This is a genomic window from Curtobacterium sp. L1-20 (genome assembly GCF_048755855.1).
GTDB lineage: Bacteria > Actinomycetota > Actinomycetes > Actinomycetales > Microbacteriaceae > Curtobacterium.
The window spans coordinates 131256-150663 of sequence record NZ_CP151473.1 but is presented as its reverse complement, the minus strand read 5'-3'; the positions used below and the strand labels follow the sequence as shown (position 1 = coordinate 150663).

Genomic DNA, 19408 nt, shown 5'->3' with positions numbered 1-19408 from the left:
CCGCCTCCACGATCGTCCCGAACCCGGACCCCCGGGACGCACACGACGCACCGACAGCACCCGAAAGGCACACCCCGTGCAGCACAAGCGCACCCTGGCCGGCCTCGCCTTGGCCGCCGCCGCGATCGTCACCCTCGCCGGATGCTCGGCCACGAGCTCGGCCAGCACCACCAAGGACGACACCGACTGGAAGACCGCCACCAGCGCCGAGTCCGCCGGCGGCATGGACGCCCTCGTGAAGGCCGCGAAGGCCGAGGGCCAGCTCAACGTCATCGCGCTGCCGCCGACGTGGGCGAACTACGGCAAGATCATCGACGGCTTCACGAAGAAGTACGGCATCAGGATCAACTCGGCGAACCCGAACGGTTCCAGCGCCGACGAGGTCGCGGCCGTGAAGTCGCAGAAGGGTCAGTCGACCGCTCCCGACGTGCTCGACCTCGGCAACGCCGTGCTCCAGCAGAACCTCGGCCTGCTGGCGGACTACAAGGTCGCGAACTGGGACGACATCCCGACCACCCTCAAGGAGAAGGACGGCGCCTGGACCCGCGACTACACGGGGCTGATGTCGATCGGCTACGACTCGTCGAAGATCTCGGACGCCCCGAAGGACCTGGCGGACCTGCTCGGCTCCGAGTACAAGGGCAAGGTCTCGATCTCCGGCGACCCGACGCAGGCGAACCAGGCAGCGTCCGCGGTGTACCTCGCCGCGCTGGAGAACGGCGGCTCGGCCGACGACATCACGAAGGGCGTCGACTACTTCGGCAAGCTGAAGCAGGCCGGCAACTTCCAGAACGTGCTGCCGACGCAGGCGACCGTCGCCTCGGGTGAGACCCCGGTCGTCGTCCAGTGGTCGTACAACAACCTCGCCTGGGGCCCCGCCGCCGGGGCGAGCGGCAACAAGCACTGGAAGACGGTCGTGCCCGAGGGGCAGGCGCTCGGTTCGTACTACTCGCAGGCCGTCACCAAGGACGCCCCGCACCCGGCGGCAGCGCGGCTCTGGCAGGAGTACATCGCCAGCCCCGAGGCGCAGAACCTGTACCTGCAGGCCGGCGCGTTCCCCTCGACGCTCGCCGCGATGGAGAAGTCCGGCAAGGTCGACCAGGACGCCCTCGACGCCGCCGGTGGCGCGCCGAAGGACTACGTCGAGCTGACCGACGCGCAGGTCGCCGCGGCGGCGAAGGTCCTGTCCGCCAAGTGGTCCGCCACGATGGGGTCCTGACCAGCATGACCACCGCATCGGCACCGGGGGCGGCACCCGCCGCCCCCGTCACCGCCGGGCCGGCCGCCTCCAGCGCGGCCCCCGCCCCGGCGGCCGCCGCCGGTGCCACCGCCCGCCGCGACGCCGGACCCCGTGTCCGGCGTCGCGGCGGCGTCGCGTGGCTCGGCCTCACCCCGTTCGCCGCGTACGTGCTGCTCTTCCTCGCGGTCCCCGCCGTGATCGCCGTCGGCAGCGGGTTCCTCGACGGCTCCGGCTCGTTCACGCTCGCCAACACCGCCGCCTTCGCCGACCCCTCGGTGCTGCGCGCCTTCGGCGGCTCGTTCGCGCTGTCCGCGGTGTCGGCCGTGATCGGCGCGGTGATCGGCGCGCTGGTGTGCTGGGCGCTCGCCGCCCTCCGACCGGACGGGATCGTCCGGTCGATGATCGACTCCGCGGCGAGCGTCCTCGCCCAGTTCGGCGGGGTCATGCTCGCGTTCGCGTTCATCGCGACGATCGGCGCCCAGGGGCTCGTCACCACGTGGCTGGTCGCCGCCTTCCACGTCGACCTCAACGCGGACGGGGCCTTCCTGTACACGGTGCCCGGGCTCGTGATCCCCTACGTCTACTTCCAGGTGCCGCTGATGGTGCTGACCTTCATGCCCGCACTCGAGGGCGTGAAGACCCAGTGGGGCGAGGCCGCGGCCACGCTCGGCGCCTCACGCGCGACGTACTGGCGCCGCATCGGGCTGCCCGTGCTCGCGCCCGCGTTCTGGGGTTCGCTGCTGCTCCTCTTCGCGAACGGGTTCTCGTCGTTCGCGACCGCGGCCGCCCTCATCTCACAGGGCGGCATCGTGCCCCTGACGATCCGCACGCAGCTCACCAGCGAGACCATCATCGGCCTGCAGAAGGTCGCCGGGGTGCTCGCCTTCGGCATGGTCGTCGTGATGGCCGTCGTCATGGGCGCCTACTCGCTGCTCCAGCGACGGGCAGCGAGGTGGCAGCGATGACCGCGACCACCGGTGCGCCCGTCGCAGCGGACCGCCGGCCAGGAGGCGCGGCTCGCGTCCCCCGCTTCGGCGCGGCCCCGTCACGGGTCACCGCCGCGATCGTGCTGGTCGCGGTCGGCCTCGTGTTCGCCGTCCCGCTCGTCGCCCTCGCGCAGTTCACCTTCCGCCAGGGCACCGACGGCGGCCTGACCCTCGCGCACTACCGTGCGATCGCGGACCCGGTGAACGCCGCGACCTACCAGCCGGTGTTCGACGGCCTCGGCGCCTCGCTGGTCATCGCGGTCATCGCGGTGGCGATCGTGCTGCTCGTGCTCCTGCCCGCGCAGGTCGTCACCGCACTCCGGTACCCGCGGCTCCGCCGGGTGCTCGAGTTCGTCTGCATCGTGCCGATCACCGTCCCGGTCGTCGTGCTCGTCGTCGGCTTCATCCCCGTCTACCAGGTCGTCGCACAGGTCTTCGGGTCGGGGGCATGGACGCTGTCCTTCGCGATCGGCATCATCGCGCTGCCCTTCGCCTTCCGACCGATCGCCGCGGCGATCACCGCGATGGACATCACCGTCCTGACCGAGGCCGCCCGTTCGCTCGGCGCCTCGTGGTGGACGGTGACGTGGCGGGTGCTCCTGCCCAACCTGCGCCGCGGGATCACGGCCGCGTGCTTCCTCACGATCACGGTCGTCCTGGGGGAGTACACCCTCGCCTCGTTCCTGTCCCGCACGACCTTCCAGACGGCGCTCCTGCTCGTGCAGTCGACCGATCCGTACGTCGCGGCGATCTTCTCGCTGGGCGCGCTCGTCTTCGGCTTCGTGCTGCTCGTCGTCATCGGTCGGATCGGGACCCGACGGTCCGGTACCGGCCACCGCCCGCGCCGAGGGCGCCCCCAGAAGGAGTCCCAGTGACCGTCACCGCCCCCGCAGCCCCCGCGTCGCTCACCACGACCGGTGCGACCGTCGAACTGGTCGCCGTCGAGAAGCGGTACGGCAACCACCGTGCCCTCGCCGGCCTGTCCCTCCGCATCGAGCCGGGCGAGTTCGTGTCGCTCCTCGGACCGTCCGGCTGCGGGAAGACCACGGCGCTCCGTGCCCTCGCCGGACTGGAGGCCGTCGACGCCGGCACCATCAGCATCGACGGCTCCGACGTCTCGCGGGTGCCCGTGGACAAGCGGGACATCGGGATGGTGTTCCAGCAGTACTCGCTGTTCCCGCACATGACGGTGCGGCAGAACGTCGCATTCGGCCTCGAGATGCGCCGCGTCCCGGCCGCGGCGCGCCGCGAACGCGTGATCGACGCGCTCGACATGGTGCACCTCGCCGACTTCGCCGACCGGTACCCGCACCAGCTCTCCGGCGGGCAGCAGCAGCGCGTCGCCCTCGCGCGGGCCCTCGTCACCCGTCCGCGCGTCCTGCTGCTCGACGAGCCGTTGTCCGCCCTCGACGCCAAGGTGCGGGTGTCCCTCCGCGACGAGATCCGCCGCATCCAGAGCGACCTCGGCATCACGACCGTGTTCGTCACGCACGACCAGGAGGAGGCGCTCGCCGTCTCCGACCGCATCGCCGTCATGAACGCCGGCGGGATCGAACAGGTCGGGACGCCCGAGGAGCTCTACCGCTCGCCGTCCTCGGCGTTCACCGCGGACTTCGTCGGCCAGTCGAACCGTCTCCGCGGTGACCTGCGCGGCGACGACGTGTTCGTGTACGGGTTCCGGGTGCCGGCGCTCGACGGCTCGGTACCGGACGGGCCGGTGCTCGCGTACGTCCGGCCGGAGGACGTCGCCTTCGCCGATGACGGCGTCACCGGCACGGTCGTGTCGTCGAGCTTCCTCGGGTCGATCCGGCGCACGACCGTCCGGCTCGACGACGACACGGTGGTGACCGTGCAGCACGAGGTCGGCGACCGCCGCGCGGCCGGCGACGGGGTCGCCCTGCGGTTGCTCGGCGCGCCGGTGGCGGTGGCGCCGCTCGGGTAGCGCGGGCGCGCTGGCGCGCTGGCGGGACTGTCGTGCGGAAGCGACACCGCGCCTCCAGACCCCGCCGTCCCTGCCGCGGGACCGACGCGGGAAAGCGACACCGTGCCTCCAGGCCGCGCCGTCCCTGCCGCGGAAGCGACAGTTCCGCGCCGACCGTCGGCGGCAGCCTGTCGCTTTCGCGAGAAGTGCCGCGCGGTTCGCTCGGCCGAGCGGCGCCGCGCGGTCAGCGCTGGAAGCGCGTCGCGACCTCGTCGGACAGCCCCGCCTCGACACGCGCCCGCATGTTCGTCGACATCGCCGGCAGGTCGTCGACCGGCGCCCAGAACGCCTCGGTGTTCTCGCCGTCGGCGGGGAAGGGCTCCCCGGACACGTACCGGCAGGCGAAGACCAGGTCGAGGTACTGCGCCCGGTCCCCGTTCGCGTACGTCATCTCCGGCAGCACCTGCACCCACGCCAGGCGTTCGGCGACGGCGACGACGTCGGCCTCCTCGAGGACCTCGCGCTCTGCGGCGACCGCCGGCTCCTCGCCGGGGTCGACGATCCCGGTGACCGGGGTGAACGCGCCGGTGTCCGCACGACGGACCACGAGGAGTTCCCGTCCGGCTCCGGAGCCGCGGGTGACGACGGCGGTCACGCCGGTGAGCCAGAGCGGGTCGGTCCCGATCCGCGACCGCAGGGACAGGACGAAGTCGGGAGTCGGCATGCCGCCACGCTACCCACCCGAGACCTGTCGTCGACTGGTCATGACCAGTATGGTGGGAGCGTGGAGATCATCATCCTGCCCACGCCGGCTGAGGTCGGTCGCGTCGCCGCGGCCAAGATCGCCTCCGTCGTCGCGAAGAAGCCGTCCGCCGTCGTCGGTGTCGCCACCGGGTCCAGCCCGCAGGGCATCTACGCCGACCTCCGTCGTCGCGTCGAGGCGGGGGAGATCTCCTTCGCCGAGGCCCGCGCGTTCGCCCTCGACGAGTACGTCGGGATCCCGCTCGAGCACCCCGAGTCCTACGCCAGCGTCATCGCCCGCGACGTGACCGTGCCGCTCGGTCTCGACCCGTCCCGGGTGCGCGTGCCCGACGGCCGCGCCGCCGACCTCGAGTTCGCGGCGAAGGAGTACGACGCCGCGATCCGTGCCGCGGGCGGTGTCGACGTGCAGATCCTCGGCATCGGGGCGAACGGACACATCGGGTTCAACGAGCCGACGTCCTCGTTCGCGTCCCGCACGCGCATCAAGACCCTCGCTCCCTCCACCCGCGAGGCGAACGCCCGCTTCTTCGACTCGCTCGACCAGGTGCCGACGCACTGCATGACGCAGGGGCTCGGCACGATCCTCGATGCCCGCGAGCTCGTCCTCGTTGCGCAGGGGTCGTCGAAGGCGGACGCCGTCGCCGCCGCGGTCGAGGGCCCGCTCAGTTCCTTCGTGCCCGGGTCCGCACTGCAGCTGCACGAGCACGCGACCGTCGTGGTCGACGAGGAAGCGGCCGCCGGCCTGCGCCTCGCCGACTACTACCGCTACACGTACGCGAACAAGCCGGCCTGGCAGCAGTTCGAGTGAGCGTCCGGCTCAGCCGCCCGTGCGCTGCGACCACGCGGTGTGCAGGCGGCCGAGCCCCTCGTCGAGCGTCTCCGCGGAGCACCCGAAGTTGAGGCGCGCGAAGCCCGCGCCCTGCCGACCGAAGTCCGGTCCGCTGCCGAGCGCGACCTTCGCCTCGTCGACCAGCAGCCGCGCGGGGTCCTCTCCCCACGGCAGTGCCCGCAGGTCGAGCCACGCCAGGTAGGACGCCTGCGGCTGCCGGTAGCCGACGCCGGGGAGCACCTCCCCGATGCGTTCCGCGAGCGTCCGCCGGTTCGCCGCGAGCTCGGTCAGCAGCGACGCCAGCCAGGGCTCGCCCTCGCTGAAGGCCGCGATGCTGGCGGTGTAGCCGAGGATGCCGGTGCGTTCGACGACCTCGCTGGGCATCCCGTCGAACCACGCCCGGGAGCGGTCCGAGGCGCCGATCATCAGCGCGCACTTGGTGCCGGCGAGGTTCCACGCCTTGCTCGCGCTCGTGAGGGCGACACCGAGCTGCGCGGCCTCAGGGCAGGAGTCGAGGAACGGCGTGAAGGTGGCGTCGGCGTGGACGAGCGGGGCGTGGATCTCGTCCGAGACGACCACGGCGTCCCACTCTGCCGCGAGCCGGGCGAGCGCGGCCAGGGCGTCCCGGTCGTGCACCAGGCCGAGGGGGTTGTGCGGGTTGCAGAGCAGCACGGTCCGCGCGCCGTCGGCGAAGGCCCGGGCGATGCCGTCGAGGTCCATCCGCCAGCCGGCCGTCGTGTCGAACGGGTCTGCGGGGCCCTCCGGGGCGAGGAGCGGCACCTCGGTCACCGAGCCACCGGCCTCGGTCACGTACTCCCAGAACGGCGGGTAGACGGGCGGCATGATCACCACCTGGTCGCCCGGCTCGATGACCCGACGGAGCGTCTCGACCGCGGCGACCGAGACGTCCGTGGTGGTCCGGACGAGGTCCGGGTCGACGTGCCACCCCCAGCGGCTCTCGGCGAAGTCGACGAAGGCCTCGGGCAGTGCCCGGCCGTGGCCGACGTACCCGGTGTCGCCGTTCGTGACGGCGGCGACGAGGGCCTCGCGGACGGGCTCGGCGAGCATGCTGTCCATCTCGGCGACGAACATCGGCAGCACGTCCGGCGGGTAGGCCGTGTACTTCTCGCTGGTGCGGGTGCGGCGTGCATCGAAGAGGGAGACCATGACGCTCATGGCCCCATCCTGACAGCGGTCGCCGTCCTGCGGGAGGATCGGTGTGTGTCCCACCACTCGCTCGTCGTCCTTCGCGCCGTGCGCGACGCGGTGCTGACGACCGCGGGCAGCGTCGCGATCGGCGTGGCGATCGTCGTCGCCGGGTTGGCGTGGCTCGACGAGGCGGCGTACGACGGGGCCGTGACCGAGGCGGCGTACGTCGCCGTCGCGGTGGCGGCGCTCGCCGTCTGCGGGTTCGGGGTGCTCGTCGCGCTCCGGGTGGTCACGGCTCCGACCCGCGACGGCTCCGCTCAGACCGGCCGGAGTCCGGCGAGCAGCACCTCGGCGTAGCGCTCGGGGTCCGCCACGAGGCCCCCGGCGACCGCCGCGCTCCGCATCCCGCACAGCAGCCGACGCAGGTCGTCGGCGCCGAGGTCGGCACGCACCAGCCCCTCGGCGCGCGCCCTGGCGAGGAGTTCCTCGATCGAGACGACCAGGTCCCCGGCGAGCTCGACGGTGTCGGCACACGAGAACCCGCCGCCGGTCAGCAGGTCGCCGAGGGCGGGGTCCCGCACCATGCCGCGGAACGCCTCGTGGACCACGCCGCGCAGGGCGTCGTCGGTCCCGGGCAGGGCGACGGCGTCGCGGACGCGGTCGAGCATCTCCTCGAGCGCGTCGATCGCGAGGGCCTCGAGCAGGTGCTGTTGCGACGGGAAGTGCCGGTAGGCGGTGCCGACACCGACGCCGGCCTCGTGCGCGACGGCGTTGAGCAGGGCGGGCTCGCCCCGTTCGAGGTGCGCCCGGGCCACGTCGAGCAGCGCTGTCCGGTTGCGCTGCGCGTCGGCGCGGAGCGAGTCGGGTCGAGCCATCGCGACGGTCATGTGGACACCCTATCCGGTTGTGCTAACGTTCCGGATGGATCATCCGTTCGGGTGACCACGGGACGAGCAGGAGACGACCATGGACACGTTCGAGTGGGACCCCGAGGAGATGTCCGACCAACGCGGTCGCACCGTCGTCGTCACCGGAGCGACCGGCGGTCTCGGCCTGGTGCTCGCCACCGCCCTCGCCGCCGCCGGCGCACGCGTCGTCGCCGGGGTGCGCGACCTCGACAAGGCGGCTCGCGTCCTGCCGTCCGTGCCCGGCCTGGAGGCGCGGCTCGTCGACACCGCGTCCGTCGCCTCCGTCCGCGCCTTCGCCCGGCGACTGGCGGACGACGGGGTCGTCGTCGACGCGCTCGTCAACAACGCCGGGGTGTCCGTGGCCCGCTTCGAGCTCGGCGTCGACGGGGTCGAGCGCACCTGGGCGACGAACGTCGTCGGTCCGGCGGTACTCGCCGACGCGATGCTGCCCGTCCTCGGCGGTCCGTCGCCGCGCGTGGTCCTCGTCGGGTCGAACCTGTCGCAGCGGACCTCCCGAGTCCCCGACCTCGACGCCGTCGACGACCCCGGCCGCTTCCGACAGTTCGCCGCGTACACGGCGTCGAAGACCGCGGCGGCGGCGCTCGCCGTCGAGCTCGGGGAGCGGCTGCGGGCCGCGGGTCCCGCTGCGTCGTCCGGCTCGGTGGTCCGCTCGGTGATCGCCCACCCGGGCATCGCCGCGACCGGGATGAACGGGCAGGCGGAGACGCGGCTCGCGCAGCTCGCGGGCAGGATCGCACGGCTCGCGGCCCGCACCCCCGAGGACGGCGCACGGTCGTCCCTGTGGGCGGCGACCGCGCCGAGCGTCCGGGAGGGCGTGTTCGTCGGGCCGGCGCTCCGGCGGTCCGATCCTCGGCTCCACGTCGTGCCGGTCCGGGGTGCGGCGGCGGACCCGGTGTTCCGCGGGCGGGTGCGGGCCTTCGTCGACGAGGTGGTCGACCGCGCAGACGCCTGATCGCGGCAGTCGCACCGGAACCGCACGTGAACAACGGGGGAGCGCCCGGTGACCCGGCGCGCGTCCCCCGTCCGAGGGGTCTAGCGTCGCCGACGTGAACCGATCTCGCGTGCACCGTCGCCCGCTCCTCCGTCCGCTGCCGCTCGCCGCGGCCGCCGTGGTCGCCGCCCTGCTGGGCACGGGGATCGTGGCCGCTCCCGCGACGGCCTCGCCCACCACGCAGGGCGGCCGGACCGTCACCGGCCCGGCCCGGTCGGTCGACCCGTTCATCGGCACGAGCGGCGACGGGAACACCTGGCCGGGCGCGACCGCACCGTTCGGGATGCTCCAGTGGAGCCCGACCGGCACCGCCGGGGACCAGACGTCGACCCCGGTCGCGAACGGCTACTCGTACGACGTGGACCGCCTGCGCGGGTTCAGCCTGACCCACCTCAACGGCGCCGGGTGCGCCCCGGGAGCGGCGGGCGACGTGCCGATCATGCCCGTGACGACGCCGGTGACGACGTCACCCTCCGCGGACAGCACCGACGCGGTGTACGCCGCCGGGTACTCCCACGACCAGGAGTCCGCGAGCCCCGGTCGGTACTCGGTGCGCCTCGACAACGGCGTCCGCACGGACCTCGCCGTCACGACCCGCGCCGGCGTCGGCGAGTTCGCGTTCCCCGCCGGGCAGGCTGCGAACCTGCTGTTCCGCACGTCGAACTCGATCAACGGCAGCGAGGCGGCGACCACGCGCGTGGACGCCCGCACCCGCACGGTCAGCGGCAGCGTCCTGACCGGTGGCTTCTGCAGCCGCCGCGCGAACGGCGGTGGTGCCACCAACCCGGACCGTCGGAGCTACTACCGCCTGTTCTTCACGGCCACCTTCGACCGGCCGTTCACGAGCACCGGGACCTGGGTGGACGGGACCGTCCGCCCAGGAGGCACGTCCTCCTCCGGTGGGGAGGGCTACCTCACCGGCGCCGACCGTGCCGGCCGCGGGTCCGGTGCGTGGGTCGGGTTCGACGCGCGTCGCGGTGCCACCGTGCGCGCGAAGATCGGCATCTCCTACGTGAGCGCCGCAGGAGCGGCGGCCAACCGCGACGGGGAGATCGGCAGGCGGTCGACCGTCGCCAGCGTGGCGGCGGCGACCCGCGCCTCCTGGAACCGGGAACTGTCCCGCATCCGGGTCGGTGGCGGCACGGCCGACCGGACGACGCAGCTGTACACGTCCGTGTACCACGCGCTCATGCAGCCGAACACGCTGAACGACCGCGACGGTCGCTACCTCGGGCCCGACCTGCGGGTGCACCGCATCGATCCCGGACACCGCGCCGTCTACGGCACCTACTCGGGCTGGGACCAGTACCGGGCACAGATCCAGCTGCTCGCCCTGCTGCGGCCGGACGTCGCCGGGGACATGGCCCAGTCGATGCTGCGGTTCGCGCAGCAGAACGGCGGCGTGTGGGACCGGTGGCTCCACCTCGGAGCGCCCACCCACGTGATGACCGGCGACCCCTCGGCCGCGACGCTCGCGACCTGGTACGCGATGGGCGTGCGGAACTTCGACGTCCGCGCGGCCTACGACTCGCTGCGGCGGCAGGCCACCGTGGAGAACGCCGACGCGGAGAGCGACATCGGCTGCCCCGGCCAGTGCCTCGCCCAGCGGCCGGCACTCGACGAGTACCTGCAGCGGCACTACGCGGCGAACGACGACTGCTCGTGCTGGGGCGGCGCCGCCGAGACCCTCGAGGACTCGATCTCGGACAGCGCCCTCGGCTCCTGGGCGGCGTCGCTCGGGCTGCGGTCGGACGCCCGGATGTTCGCCGCCCGGGGGACGTACTGGAAGAACACGTTCGACCCGGCCGTCGGGTACCAGGCCGCTCGGCAGGCCGACGGCTCGTGGACACCGGGCTGGTCGCCGTCGACGCAGACCGGGTTCGCGCAGGGGACCAGCGCGCAGTACACGTGGCTCGTCCCGCAGGACGTCCACGGGCTCTCCACCGCGCTCGGCGGCGATGCCGCCGCCGTCACGCGCCTCGACGCCTTCTTCCACGACGCCGCCGGCGACTGGGCCGTGACCGGCGGCGACTCCACGAAGTTCGACCCGACGAACGAACCGGACATCCACACGCCCTGGATGTACAACGCGCTCGGGCAGCCCTGGAAGACGCAGGAGACCGTCCGCCGGGTCGTCGACGACGCCTACGGCACCGGGCCCGACGGTCTGCCGGGCAACGACGACCTCGGCACGATGAGCGCCTGGTACGTCTTCGCCTCCATCGGGCTGTACCCGCAGACGCCGGGACGGGCCGACATGCTCATCGGGAGCCCGACGTTCAGCACGGTCGACATCCGCCGGTCGAGCGGCCAGCGGATCGTCATCCGGTCGTCGAGCACCGAGCCCTACGTGCAGGGCGCCCGGCTCGACGGCCGGACGCTGGACCGGTCGTGGGTGCCGTCCTCGTTCGTGAACCGCGGCGGCACCCTGTCGCTGCGCGTCGGCGCCACCCCCGACACCGCGTGGGCGAGCGAGGTGGGCGGGCGACCGGTGGACCGGTGACGCCCCGGGAGCGGGCTCGGCACCGCGTGGCGGCTGCGGCGCGCCGGGAACACCGGGACGCCCCGGGCGTTGCACTCCCCGGGTACCCCGGTGGGGTACCACCAGCGGACCGGTGACGGACCGCCGGCGACCGAGCGGAGGGAAGCAGGATGACCACCCACGACCAGCACGCCGAGCACGGCGGGACGACCGGGGTCGGATGGGCGATGGCTGCCCAGGCGACCCTGCACTGCCTGACCGGGTGCGCCGTCGGCGAGGTCCTCGGGATGGTGATCGGCACCGCCACGGGGATGCACAACGCCGGCACGATCGTCCTGTCCGTCGTCCTCGCGTTCGTCTTCGGCTACGCGCTCACCATGCGCGGTGTCCTGCGTTCGGGTGCGAGCGTGGCGTCGGCCGTGAAGATCGCGCTGGCCGCCGACACCGTGTCGATCGCCGTCATGGAACTCATCGACAACACCGTCGTCGTCGCGATCCCCGGGGCGATGGAGGCGCAGCTGTCCGACTGGCTGTTCTGGGGCTCCCTCGTGCTCTCCCTCGCGCTCGCGTTCGTCGTCACCACCCCGGTGAACCGTTGGATGATGCGCCGCGGACTCGGCCACGCGGTGGTCCACGGGCACCACTGATCCCGAGCCCTGCGCCGGTACGACTCCGGCGGCCGAGGTCAGACGGCGGGCAGACCGACCGCCGAGCGGAGCGCCCGGAGACCCTCCGGGGATCCGGGCCAGTGCCGTGTCAGGGCGTCCGCCCCTGCTCGACGGGTCACGAACCGCAGGACGAGGGCGACGACGACCGCATCGTCGAGGTACCCGATGACCGGGATGACGTCGGGCACCAGGTCGATCGGTGACACGAGGTAGGCCAGCAGGGCGACCAGTGCCACCCGGACACCGCGCGGCACCGTCGGGTCGCCGATGAGGCGACGGAGCAGCCGGACCACGTCGGGGACGAGTCGGAGCGCCTGCACCAGCCGGACCCGCTCACCGGAACGACAGGCGGCGACGAGCAGCGCGACCACCACGGCGCCCCACAGGAGCAGCACGCCGCAGACGACCGCGACGAGGACGGACCACCAGTTCACCGGACCAGTATCGCGGCCGCGGCGGCGGGTCGCCCGTGCCCGTGCCCGTGCTCGCCGCTGGGCGTCGGCTCGGCGGCCGACGTCGACTCAGTGCGCGGCCGCCGCGGCCGCCGCGGTGACCGCCGCGAGCACCCCGGCGGCGAGGACCGGCCCGTAGAACCAGCCGATGCTGCCCGACGTGAGCACGCCGCGCCAGGTGGAGTCCTCGTCGCGGCCGCCGGTCGCGTCGCCGTCCGACCGGCCGAGGTAGCGATCGACGTCCATGTCGTAGTCGCGGACGACACCCCGCGCGACGCCGCGGAAGAGGGCACGGTTGGCCCGTTCCTGCCGCAGGTACCGGGCGTCGACCGAGGCGAGCAGGAGGGTCAACCCCACCCCGACGATCGCGACGCGCCACGCCTGCTGCGCCACGGCGTACCCGTAGGCGGCGGTGACGACGGGCAGCTGCCAGCCCTTCGTGACGGCCGATGCCCCGGCCAGCCGGGCGACCACGGCCTGGACCATGTCCAGGTGCTTCCGACGGTCCTCGAGTCCGTAGCCGTCGGTCCGGAGGTCATCCACGGTCGTCGACGGCGGCGTGCACCGCGGCCTCGAGCCCGGACACGATCACGTCGAGCGGGACCGCGTTCGGCGAGTCGCCGCTCGTCCGCGTCTCCGGGGTCGCCGGCACGTGCACGAACCCGGACCGGAGGGTCGGGCGGTCCGCCGTGAGTTCCTGCAGCGCGTAGAAGACGTGGTTGCAGACGTGCCCGCCCGCGGTGTTCGACAGGGCCGCGGGTGCACCGGCGGCGCGTGCGGACTCGACCATCCGCTTGACCGGGAGCGAGGTGAAGAACGCAGCCGGGCCTCCGGGCCGGACGGGTGCGTCGACGGGCTGGGCGCCGTCGGCGTCCGGCGCGGGGGCGTCGTCCAGGTTCACGGCGACGCGCTCGGGGGTGATGGCAGCCCGCCCCTCGGCCAGCCCGACGGCGACGACGAGGTCCGGCCCGAGGTCGTCCACCGCTCGGGTGAGCGCGGCGACCGAGCGTTCGAAGGCGACCGGCAGGAGCAGCGCCTCGACGCGCTCGTCGCCCCGCCAGTCGGCCGCGACCCGGGAGACGGCGTCCCAGGAGGGGTTGCGGTCGGCGCCGTCGAACGGTTCGAACCCGGTCAGCAGGATCGTGGTCATGCGGTCAGCGTACGAAGCGCCGTCCGCGCCGTCGCCCCCTCGACGGCGCTCGCCGACGAGTCAGGCGTTTCCACTGAGACGGTGTCGGTCCCCGTCGGACCCTTCCGTCAGCGCCGCGGCGATGGCGGACGTCACGAGGGACCGGACGTCCGCTCCACCGGCGGCGGCGTGGTCGACCAGCACCGCCCGCATGCCGGCCCCGCGCGCGCCGACGACGTCGTGCTCGACGCTGTCACCGACGAACAGGCAGTCGCTCGGATCGACGTCGAGCTCCTCGGCGAGGGTCGTGAAGGCCCGCGCACCGGGCTTCTGCACGCCGATGCGCTCGGAGGTGCAGACGACGTCGAACGCCCCGTCCAGGCCGACCCGGACCAGCTTGTCGCGCTGCTGCTCCTCGGTCCCGTTCGTGAGCAGGCCGAGCCGGAACCCCCGCGCCCGGAGCTCCCGCAACAGCGCCGCGCTGCCGGGGAACGCCGTCCACGCCGCGCGGTACGCGTGCAGGTAGTCCTCGAACAGCGCGTCCAGTCGGCCGGGATCGGTGGGGACGGCGTGGCCGATCATCGGCAGGACGGCGCGGAGACGCTCCCGCCGCTGCTCGCGGAAGTCGATCTCGCCGCGACGCCAGCGCTCGAACTGCTCGTGCTCGGCCGTCGACCAGGCACGGAGCACGTCGGCGGTGGCCACGGCCCCCAGGCCCTCGACGAACGCGGTGGCACCGGCCGCGGCGGCACCACGGTGGTCGAACAGCGTGCCGTCGAGGTCGAAGCCGACGGCTCGCAGCGACCCCACCGTCAGCGCACCTCGCGCCCGGCACCCCACACGCGCCGCACCTCGAGGTCCGGCGACAGCGCCACGAGGTCCGCCGCGAAGCCCGGTGCGAGCCGCCCGAGCCGGTCGCCGAACCCCAGTGCGGCGGCGGGCACGCTGGTCAGCGCTGCCACCGCGTCGGGCAGCGACCGTCCGGCGTGGGCGACCGCGTTCCGCAGTGCCACGTCCTGCGTCAGGGTCGAGCCGGCGATGGTGTCGGTGCCGGCGACGTGCGCGACCCCGTCCGTCACGGTGACGTCGAGCGACCCCAGGCGGTACGAGCCGTCCTCGGCGCCGGCGGCCCCCATGGCGTCGGTGATGAGGGCGACCCGGCCGGGGGCCGCGCGCATCAGCGTCGAGGCGACGACGGGGTGCACGTGCACGCCGTCGAGGATGAGTTCGAGCGTGACCCGGTCGTCGGCCACCGCGGCGCCGATCGGTCCGGGGGCGCGGTGGTGGAGTCCGGGCATCGCGTTGAAGGCGTGGGTGAGCAGCGTCGCACCGGCGTCGAACGCCGCGCGGGCCTGGTCGTACGTGCTGACGGTGTGGCCGACGGCGACGACGACCCCGGCCGACACGAAGCGCCGGACGGCGTCGAGTGCTCCCGGGAGTTCGGGTGCGATGGTCACCTGTCGCAGGACCCCGGCACCGGCCGACAGCAGGGCGTCGACGGCCACGGGCGACGGGTCGACCAGGTACGACGCGTTGTGTGCGCCCTTGTTGTGCGGTGAGAGGAACGGGCCCTCGAGGTGGACACCGAGGACGAGCGGGTCGGTGTCCGTGACGGACCGCAACCGCGCGAGCGAGGTGGTCAGGGTGGGCACCGGGTTCGCGACGAGGGACAGGACCGAGCGGGTCGTGCCGTGGGCCCGGTGCACGGCGAGGGCCGCCGTGACGGAGTCGTCCTCGTAGGCCTCGGTCGCGCCGCCGTGGCCGTGCAGGTCGATGAAGCCCGGCGTCAGGACGGCGTCGCCGAGGTCGACGACGTCGTCGGCGGCGGGCGCCTCGGTGCCGGAGCCGACGGCGCGGATCGTGTCGCCGACGACGAGGACCCAGCCGTCCGCGGTGGAGCCTGCCACGTCGACGACGCGACTCGACCGGACCAGCGTGCTTCGCGCCTCCGGAGCGGCGGACGGGACCGACGTGACCGGCGGCACCGGTCCGGCCCCGCTCACCGGGTCTCCTTGCGGAACTGCACCACACCCGACAGTGCCGCGACCAGGACGAAGACCAACCCGACCACGGGGTGCCCGATCGAGAGCCAGCAGGCCCCGGCGGCGATCACCAGGGCCACCTCGACGATGGTCTTGCCGACCACGTCCGTCTCGATCGGCGACGCCGGCGAGCGGAACAGGTACCAGACGACGGCGGCGAACGCCGGCGCACCGATCATGAACAGGATGCCCGGCATCGGGAACGGCCACGCGAAGTAGCCCCACGTCGCCAACGACAGCAGGCCGACGGTGCAGACGACGATCCGCAGCAGCTTCCAGCCGTCGAACTCCCGGTGGGGCCGACCGACTGCCGACGGGTCGGGGACGTCTCCCCAGTCGACGGGGGACTGCGGGGCGTTCGTCATGGTGCTGCCTACTTGAAGATGATCGTGCGGGCGCCGTCGAGGAGGACGCGGTCCTCCGCGATCCAGCGCACCGCCTGGGTGAGCGTGCGGGACTCCTCGTCCTGGCCGATGGACACGAGTTCGGCGGGGTCCTTCGTGTGGTCGACGCGCACGACGTTCTGCTCGATGATCGGCCCCTCGTCGAGGTCGCTCGTCACGTAGTGCGCGGTCGCGCCGATCAGCTTCACGCCGCGCGCGTGCGCCTGTCGGTACGGGTTCGCTCCCTTGAAGCCGGGGAGGAACGAGTGGTGGATGTTCACGGCCCGGCCCTCGAGCGCCGCGCACAGGCCGGGCGACAGGATCTGCATGTACCGGGCGAGGACGACGAGTTCGATGTCGTGCTCGTCGACGGCTTCGAGGAGGCGCTGCTCCATCTGCTGCTTCGACTCGTGGTCGGTGACCGGGCGGTGCTCGAACGGGACCGAGTAGAACGCCGCCAGCTCGGCGAGGTCGGGGTGGTTCGACAGGACCAGCGGGACCTCGATCGGCAGTTGGCCGCCGCGCTGCCGGTACAGCAGGTCGTTGAGGCAGTGTCCGGCCTTCGACACGAGCACGAGCGTGCGCAGCGGACGCCCGACGACGTCGAGCTGCACGCGGGCGTCGTAGCGCTCGGTCACGGGGGCGAGGGCTTCCTCGAAGGTCTCGCGGTCGACGGGCGCCATGACCTGCAGGCGCATGAAGAACGTGTTCGTGTCGACGCTCGAGAACTGCTGCGACTCGGTGATGTTGCCGTGCGCCGCGACCACCGCTCCGGAGACGGCGTGCACGATCCCGGGCTGGTCGTCGCAGACCAGCGTGAGGGTCCAGTGCGTGGGGGTCGGCTCGATCGGGTCGGTCACCGGTTCAGGGTACCGGGCGCGCGCGGCCCGTTCCGTCGGGTCGGGCCACCTGTGGAGAACCCGCCTGGAGGCGCGGTGCGGCACCGGCGGACCGGTCGCGTCGGCGCCGATCCGGCTCCGCTGCGGGTCGCGTCGGCTCCGCGGTGGGCGCCGTCGCCGCTCGCCGGCTCCGCGGAGGGCCGCGTCAGCGCGGCGCCCGCTCCGCGAGCGCCCGGTCGCCGATGGTGAGGACGCTCAGCAGCACGGCGACGCCGACGATCACCCACGCCAGGACGTGCAGGTCCGGCGTGGTCGGTGCCTGGCCGAAGACGCCGCCGATGAGCGAGGACGCGGCGATCGCGCCGATGTAGACGCTCGTGCGGGAGAGCCCGGCGGCAGTGCCGATGTACTCGGACGGCACGACGCGGTACAGCGCCGCCTGGTTGGACACGGACGCCAGGGCCTGCGGCACACCGAACAGAGCCGGCGCGAGCACCAGCAGGAACACGGGGGACCCGCTGTGCAGCAGCAGGAGGAGCGCCCCGCCGACCACGGGGACGACCGCGGCGACGACGAGGGGCCCGCGCACGGCGGTCTTCCGCGCGATGAGGAACGACGCGACCCCTGCGACGATCGCGGCCGGCAGTTGCATGTACCCGGCGACGTCGCTCGGGTAGCCCGCGACGTCCTGCACCCACTGCGAGAACCCGTAGGTCATCGTGTACGCCAGCAGGTAGACGAGGAACAGTCGCACGTAGGTCCGCGACAGCGCTCCGTTGCGGGCGAGCATGCGCACGTCGACGAACGGCCGGACGGCACGGAGCTCCCAGAGCACGAGGGCGACGAGCAGGACGACCGCGACACCGAGCAGCCACCAGAGCCCGGCGGAGAGGTCGAGCAGGAACACCAGCAGCGCCGAGACCGTCCCCGTCATGAGCAGCATGCCGAACGGGTCGAGCGCCGTCAGCACGGGCAGGTCCTCGTCGGTTCGTGGCCGGAGCCGGTCGGACGGCAGCCAGAGCGCGGACACGACGATGCCGAACGCGGCGAGCGGGACGTTGACGAGGAAGATCGCGTGCCAGCCGAACGCGGCGATGAGCGCACCGCCGAGGGGCGGCCCGGCGGCGGCCGAGACGAGCGAGGTGATCGACAGCGCGCCGAGCACGAGCGACGGCGTGGGCTTCCCGATCCGGAGCGAGTGCTGCCGGAGCGTCGTCAGGGCGGCGGGGTACGCCGACGAGGTGCCGATGCCGATGAGCACGCGGGCGAGGACGGCGCCACCGAAGCCCGTCAGGACCTCGGGGACGACGCCGGCGACGCCGACGATGACGAGTCCGGTCAGGAAGACCTTCTTCGGGCCGAACCGGTCGGCGAGCTTGCCCATCGTCGGCTGGGCGATCGCGCTCGCCAGGTAGAGGGCCGCGACCAGCCAGATCGCCTGCGCGGCGCCGATGCCGAGGTCGCGGGAGATCGGCGCCAGCGCGACCGACACCATCGTTGTGTTGATCGGGTTGAGCAGCGGGCCGACCAGGACGGGGACGAGGAGCTTCGGACCGAAGCCGCTGCCCTCGGACCCGGGCGCGGGGGAGACCGGTGTGGAGGCGGTGGCGGTCACGGTTCGACCACGGGCCCGAGGATGCGGAGCGACCGGGCGACCGTGTCGCGGTCGTCGGCGGAGAGCGCCGCGAGCCGTTCGGCGAGGACCCGGCTGCGGGCGGACCAGGCGTCCTCCCGGGCGGTGGCGCCGGCCGGTGTCGCACGGACCAGGGTGCGGCGGCCGTCGGTCGGGTCCTGGCGGCGTTCGACCAGGCCGAGGTCGACGAGCGCCTGGACGGTGGCCCCCATGGACTGTGGCCGTACGCCCTCGGCGCGGGCGAGGTCGGCCACCGTGCTCTCCCCGTGGCGGAGGAGCCGACCGAGGGCTGCGGTCTGGGAGGCGGTGACCTCGTCGGCCTTGCCGGTGAGCAGGGTGCGACGGATGCGCCCGTGGATCGTGAGCAGGTCGCCGGCGAGGTCGGCGGCGTCCGGACTGGTCATACCACCACGGTACTACTTTGCCAGGTGACCTTGCAAGGAAGACTGTCGATCGGTCTGACCGAGGGTGTCCGACGGGGCCGCGCCGCGCCTCCCGGCCGTCACGGCAGCGTGTCCGCCGGACCGGTCGTGTCCGCGAGCAGCGGGCGCAGTGCGGTCACCAGCGCGACCGCGCCCTGGTCGCCGAACCAGTCGTTGCTCGCGAGGACCAGCGGGTGCGCGCGTGCGAGGAGTTCCCCGCCCGCGGTGGTGAGGGTGATCCGGGACGCTCGTCCGCGACCACGCTCGGTGCCGCGGTCCACCAGGCCGCGGCCGTGCAGTGCGGCGACGAGGGTCGTCATGCTCTGTGGTCGGATGCCGACCGCGCGGGCCAGGTCGGCCTGGCTCAGTCCGTCCGCGGCGGCGAGCTGGACCAGGACGCCGAACTCGACGGGGGAGAGGTCGAGTGGACCGAGCTCCACCGCGAGGCGCCGCGCCAGTTCGCGTGCCGCCCGGATCACCGTCCACGCGGCGATCGTGTCGATGTCGTCGCGCGTCACTGGGAGGTCACCGGGCACGGCGACAGCGTACGG

The 19408-nt window shown here is 73.3% G+C and carries 21 protein-coding genes and 1 pseudogene; 9 read left to right on the top strand and 13 right to left on the bottom strand.

Annotated elements, in window-relative coordinates; translation table 11 throughout:
- Positions 1-76: 76 nt before the first annotated feature.
- The 4 genes from AAEP86_RS02185 to AAEP86_RS02170 are packed head-to-tail and all read left to right on the top strand — an operon-like array spanning position 77 to position 4168.
- On the top strand, positions 77-1219 hold the full coding sequence (locus AAEP86_RS02185) for an ABC transporter substrate-binding protein (RefSeq protein ID WP_420368930.1): 1143 nt from the start codon (positions 77-79) through the stop codon (positions 1217-1219).
- Positions 1220-1224: 5 nt separating this feature from the next.
- Positions 1225-2205, top strand: coding sequence for an ABC transporter permease (locus AAEP86_RS02180; RefSeq protein ID WP_420368929.1), 981 nt, complete (start codon positions 1225-1227; stop codon positions 2203-2205).
- Positions 2202-3101, top strand: a complete 900-nt coding sequence (locus AAEP86_RS02175; RefSeq protein WP_420368928.1) for an ABC transporter permease — start codon at positions 2202-2204, stop codon at positions 3099-3101. Before AAEP86_RS02180 ends, AAEP86_RS02175 begins: the two co-directional genes overlap by 4 nt.
- Complete coding sequence (locus AAEP86_RS02170) at positions 3098-4168, top strand: ABC transporter ATP-binding protein (RefSeq protein ID WP_420368927.1); 1071 nt, start codon at positions 3098-3100, stop codon at positions 4166-4168. Before AAEP86_RS02175 ends, AAEP86_RS02170 begins: the two co-directional genes overlap by 4 nt.
- A gap of 223 nt (positions 4169-4391) precedes the next feature.
- Here AAEP86_RS02170 and AAEP86_RS02165 read toward each other — a convergent pair whose 3' ends face one another.
- Positions 4392-4871 (bottom strand): NUDIX hydrolase, encoded by a 480-nt coding sequence (locus tag AAEP86_RS02165; RefSeq protein WP_420368926.1) that lies wholly within the window; start codon positions 4869-4871, stop codon positions 4392-4394.
- A 60-nt stretch (positions 4872-4931) separates the two neighbouring features.
- Here AAEP86_RS02165 and nagB point away from each other — a divergent pair, with 60 nt between their 5' ends.
- On the top strand, positions 4932-5717 hold the full coding sequence (gene nagB / locus AAEP86_RS02160; RefSeq protein WP_420368925.1) for a glucosamine-6-phosphate deaminase: 786 nt from the start codon (positions 4932-4934) through the stop codon (positions 5715-5717).
- Between the two features lie 9 nt (positions 5718-5726).
- Here the strand turns inward: nagB and AAEP86_RS02155 are convergent, their stop codons facing one another.
- A complete protein-coding gene (locus AAEP86_RS02155) occupies positions 5727-6914 on the bottom strand; it encodes a MalY/PatB family protein (protein WP_420368924.1) in 1188 nt (395 codons plus the stop codon).
- Between the two features lie 45 nt (positions 6915-6959).
- On the opposite strand from AAEP86_RS02155, the gene AAEP86_RS02150 reads away from it, so the two are divergent.
- Positions 6960-7244 (top strand): hypothetical protein, encoded by a 285-nt coding sequence (locus tag AAEP86_RS02150; protein WP_420368923.1) that lies wholly within the window; start codon positions 6960-6962, stop codon positions 7242-7244.
- Here the strand turns inward: AAEP86_RS02150 and AAEP86_RS02145 are convergent.
- Positions 7205-7774, bottom strand: a complete 570-nt coding sequence (locus AAEP86_RS02145; RefSeq protein WP_420368922.1) for a TetR/AcrR family transcriptional regulator — start codon at positions 7772-7774, stop codon at positions 7205-7207. The genes AAEP86_RS02150 and AAEP86_RS02145 overlap by 40 nt on opposite strands.
- 79 nt (positions 7775-7853) lie before the next feature.
- On the opposite strand from AAEP86_RS02145, the gene AAEP86_RS02140 reads away from it, so the two are divergent.
- The 3 genes from AAEP86_RS02140 (at position 7854) to AAEP86_RS02130 (ending at position 11936) form a co-directional block, all read left to right on the top strand.
- Positions 7854-8768, top strand: a complete 915-nt coding sequence (locus AAEP86_RS02140; protein ID WP_420368921.1) for an SDR family NAD(P)-dependent oxidoreductase — start codon at positions 7854-7856, stop codon at positions 8766-8768.
- Between the two features lie 94 nt (positions 8769-8862).
- A complete protein-coding gene (locus AAEP86_RS02135) occupies positions 8863-11310 on the top strand; it encodes a GH92 family glycosyl hydrolase (protein WP_420368920.1) in 2448 nt (815 codons plus the stop codon).
- A 149-nt stretch (positions 11311-11459) separates the two neighbouring features.
- Positions 11460-11936 carry a DUF4396 domain-containing protein gene (locus AAEP86_RS02130; protein ID WP_420368919.1) on the top strand — a complete coding sequence of 159 codons (477 nt, stop codon included), beginning with the start codon at positions 11460-11462 and terminating at the stop codon, positions 11934-11936.
- 151 nt (positions 11937-12087) lie between these two features.
- On the opposite strand, the pseudogene AAEP86_RS02125 reads toward AAEP86_RS02130, so the two are convergent.
- The 10 genes and pseudogenes from AAEP86_RS02125 to AAEP86_RS02080 all read right to left on the bottom strand — a co-directional run.
- Positions 12088-12169: pseudogene (locus AAEP86_RS02125) on the bottom strand (YkvA family protein); the annotation flags it as partial.
- A gap of 309 nt (positions 12170-12478) precedes the next feature.
- Complete coding sequence (locus AAEP86_RS02120; protein ID WP_420368918.1) at positions 12479-12952, bottom strand: hypothetical protein; 474 nt, start codon at positions 12950-12952, stop codon at positions 12479-12481.
- Positions 12945-13559: a pyroglutamyl-peptidase I gene (gene pcp / locus AAEP86_RS02115; protein WP_420368917.1), complete on the bottom strand. Its 615-nt coding sequence runs from the start codon at positions 13557-13559 to the stop codon at positions 12945-12947. Before pcp ends, AAEP86_RS02120 begins: the two co-directional genes overlap by 8 nt.
- 60 nt (positions 13560-13619) lie before the next feature.
- Entirely contained in the window at positions 13620-14348 is a 729-nt protein-coding gene (locus AAEP86_RS02110; protein WP_420368916.1) for an HAD family hydrolase, read from the bottom strand.
- A 2-nt stretch (positions 14349-14350) separates the two neighbouring features.
- Positions 14351-15523 (bottom strand): N-acetylglucosamine-6-phosphate deacetylase, encoded by a 1173-nt coding sequence (gene nagA, locus AAEP86_RS02105; protein WP_420370432.1) that lies wholly within the window; start codon positions 15521-15523, stop codon positions 14351-14353.
- A gap of 14 nt (positions 15524-15537) precedes the next feature.
- A complete protein-coding gene (locus AAEP86_RS02100) occupies positions 15538-15945 on the bottom strand; it encodes a YrdB family protein (RefSeq protein WP_420368915.1) in 408 nt (135 codons plus the stop codon).
- Between the two features lie 8 nt (positions 15946-15953).
- Positions 15954-16823 carry a formyltetrahydrofolate deformylase gene (purU, locus tag AAEP86_RS02095; RefSeq protein WP_420368914.1) on the bottom strand — a complete coding sequence of 290 codons (870 nt, stop codon included), beginning with the start codon at positions 16821-16823 and terminating at the stop codon, positions 15954-15956.
- A gap of 184 nt (positions 16824-17007) precedes the next feature.
- Positions 17008-18417, bottom strand: coding sequence for an MFS transporter (locus AAEP86_RS02090; RefSeq protein ID WP_420368913.1), 1410 nt, complete (start codon positions 18415-18417; stop codon positions 17008-17010).
- Positions 18414-18839 (bottom strand): MarR family winged helix-turn-helix transcriptional regulator, encoded by a 426-nt coding sequence (locus tag AAEP86_RS02085; protein ID WP_420368912.1) that lies wholly within the window; start codon positions 18837-18839, stop codon positions 18414-18416. The genes AAEP86_RS02090 and AAEP86_RS02085 overlap by 4 nt, the downstream gene beginning before the upstream one ends.
- 98 nt (positions 18840-18937) lie before the next feature.
- Positions 18938-19393, bottom strand: a complete 456-nt coding sequence (locus AAEP86_RS02080; protein ID WP_420368911.1) for a MarR family winged helix-turn-helix transcriptional regulator — start codon at positions 19391-19393, stop codon at positions 18938-18940.
- Positions 19394-19408: the final 15 nt, after the last annotated feature.

Excerpts from the sequence above, each read along its gene's own strand:
- AAEP86_RS02180 (WP_420368929.1), top strand. The coding sequence starts at position 1,225 with ATGACCACCGCATCGGCACCGGGGGCGGCACCCGCCGCCCCCGTCACC.
- AAEP86_RS02175 (WP_420368928.1), top strand. The coding sequence starts at position 2,202 with ATGACCGCGACCACCGGTGCGCCCGTCGCAGCGGACCGCCGGCCAGGA.
- AAEP86_RS02165 (WP_420368926.1), bottom strand. The coding sequence starts at position 4,871 with ATGCCGACTCCCGACTTCGTCCTGTCCCTGCGGTCGCGGATCGGGACC.
- AAEP86_RS02155 (WP_420368924.1), bottom strand. The coding sequence starts at position 6,914 with ATGAGCGTCATGGTCTCCCTCTTCGATGCACGCCGCACCCGCACCAGC.
- AAEP86_RS02145 (WP_420368922.1), bottom strand. The coding sequence starts at position 7,774 with ATGACCGTCGCGATGGCTCGACCCGACTCGCTCCGCGCCGACGCGCAG.
- AAEP86_RS02140 (WP_420368921.1), top strand. The coding sequence starts at position 7,854 with ATGGACACGTTCGAGTGGGACCCCGAGGAGATGTCCGACCAACGCGGT.
- AAEP86_RS02130 (WP_420368919.1), top strand. The coding sequence starts at position 11,460 with ATGACCACCCACGACCAGCACGCCGAGCACGGCGGGACGACCGGGGTC.
- pcp (WP_420368917.1), bottom strand. The coding sequence starts at position 13,559 with ATGACCACGATCCTGCTGACCGGGTTCGAACCGTTCGACGGCGCCGAC.
- AAEP86_RS02100 (WP_420368915.1), bottom strand. The coding sequence starts at position 15,945 with ATGACGAACGCCCCGCAGTCCCCCGTCGACTGGGGAGACGTCCCCGAC.
- AAEP86_RS02085 (WP_420368912.1), bottom strand. The coding sequence starts at position 18,839 with ATGACCAGTCCGGACGCCGCCGACCTCGCCGGCGACCTGCTCACGATC.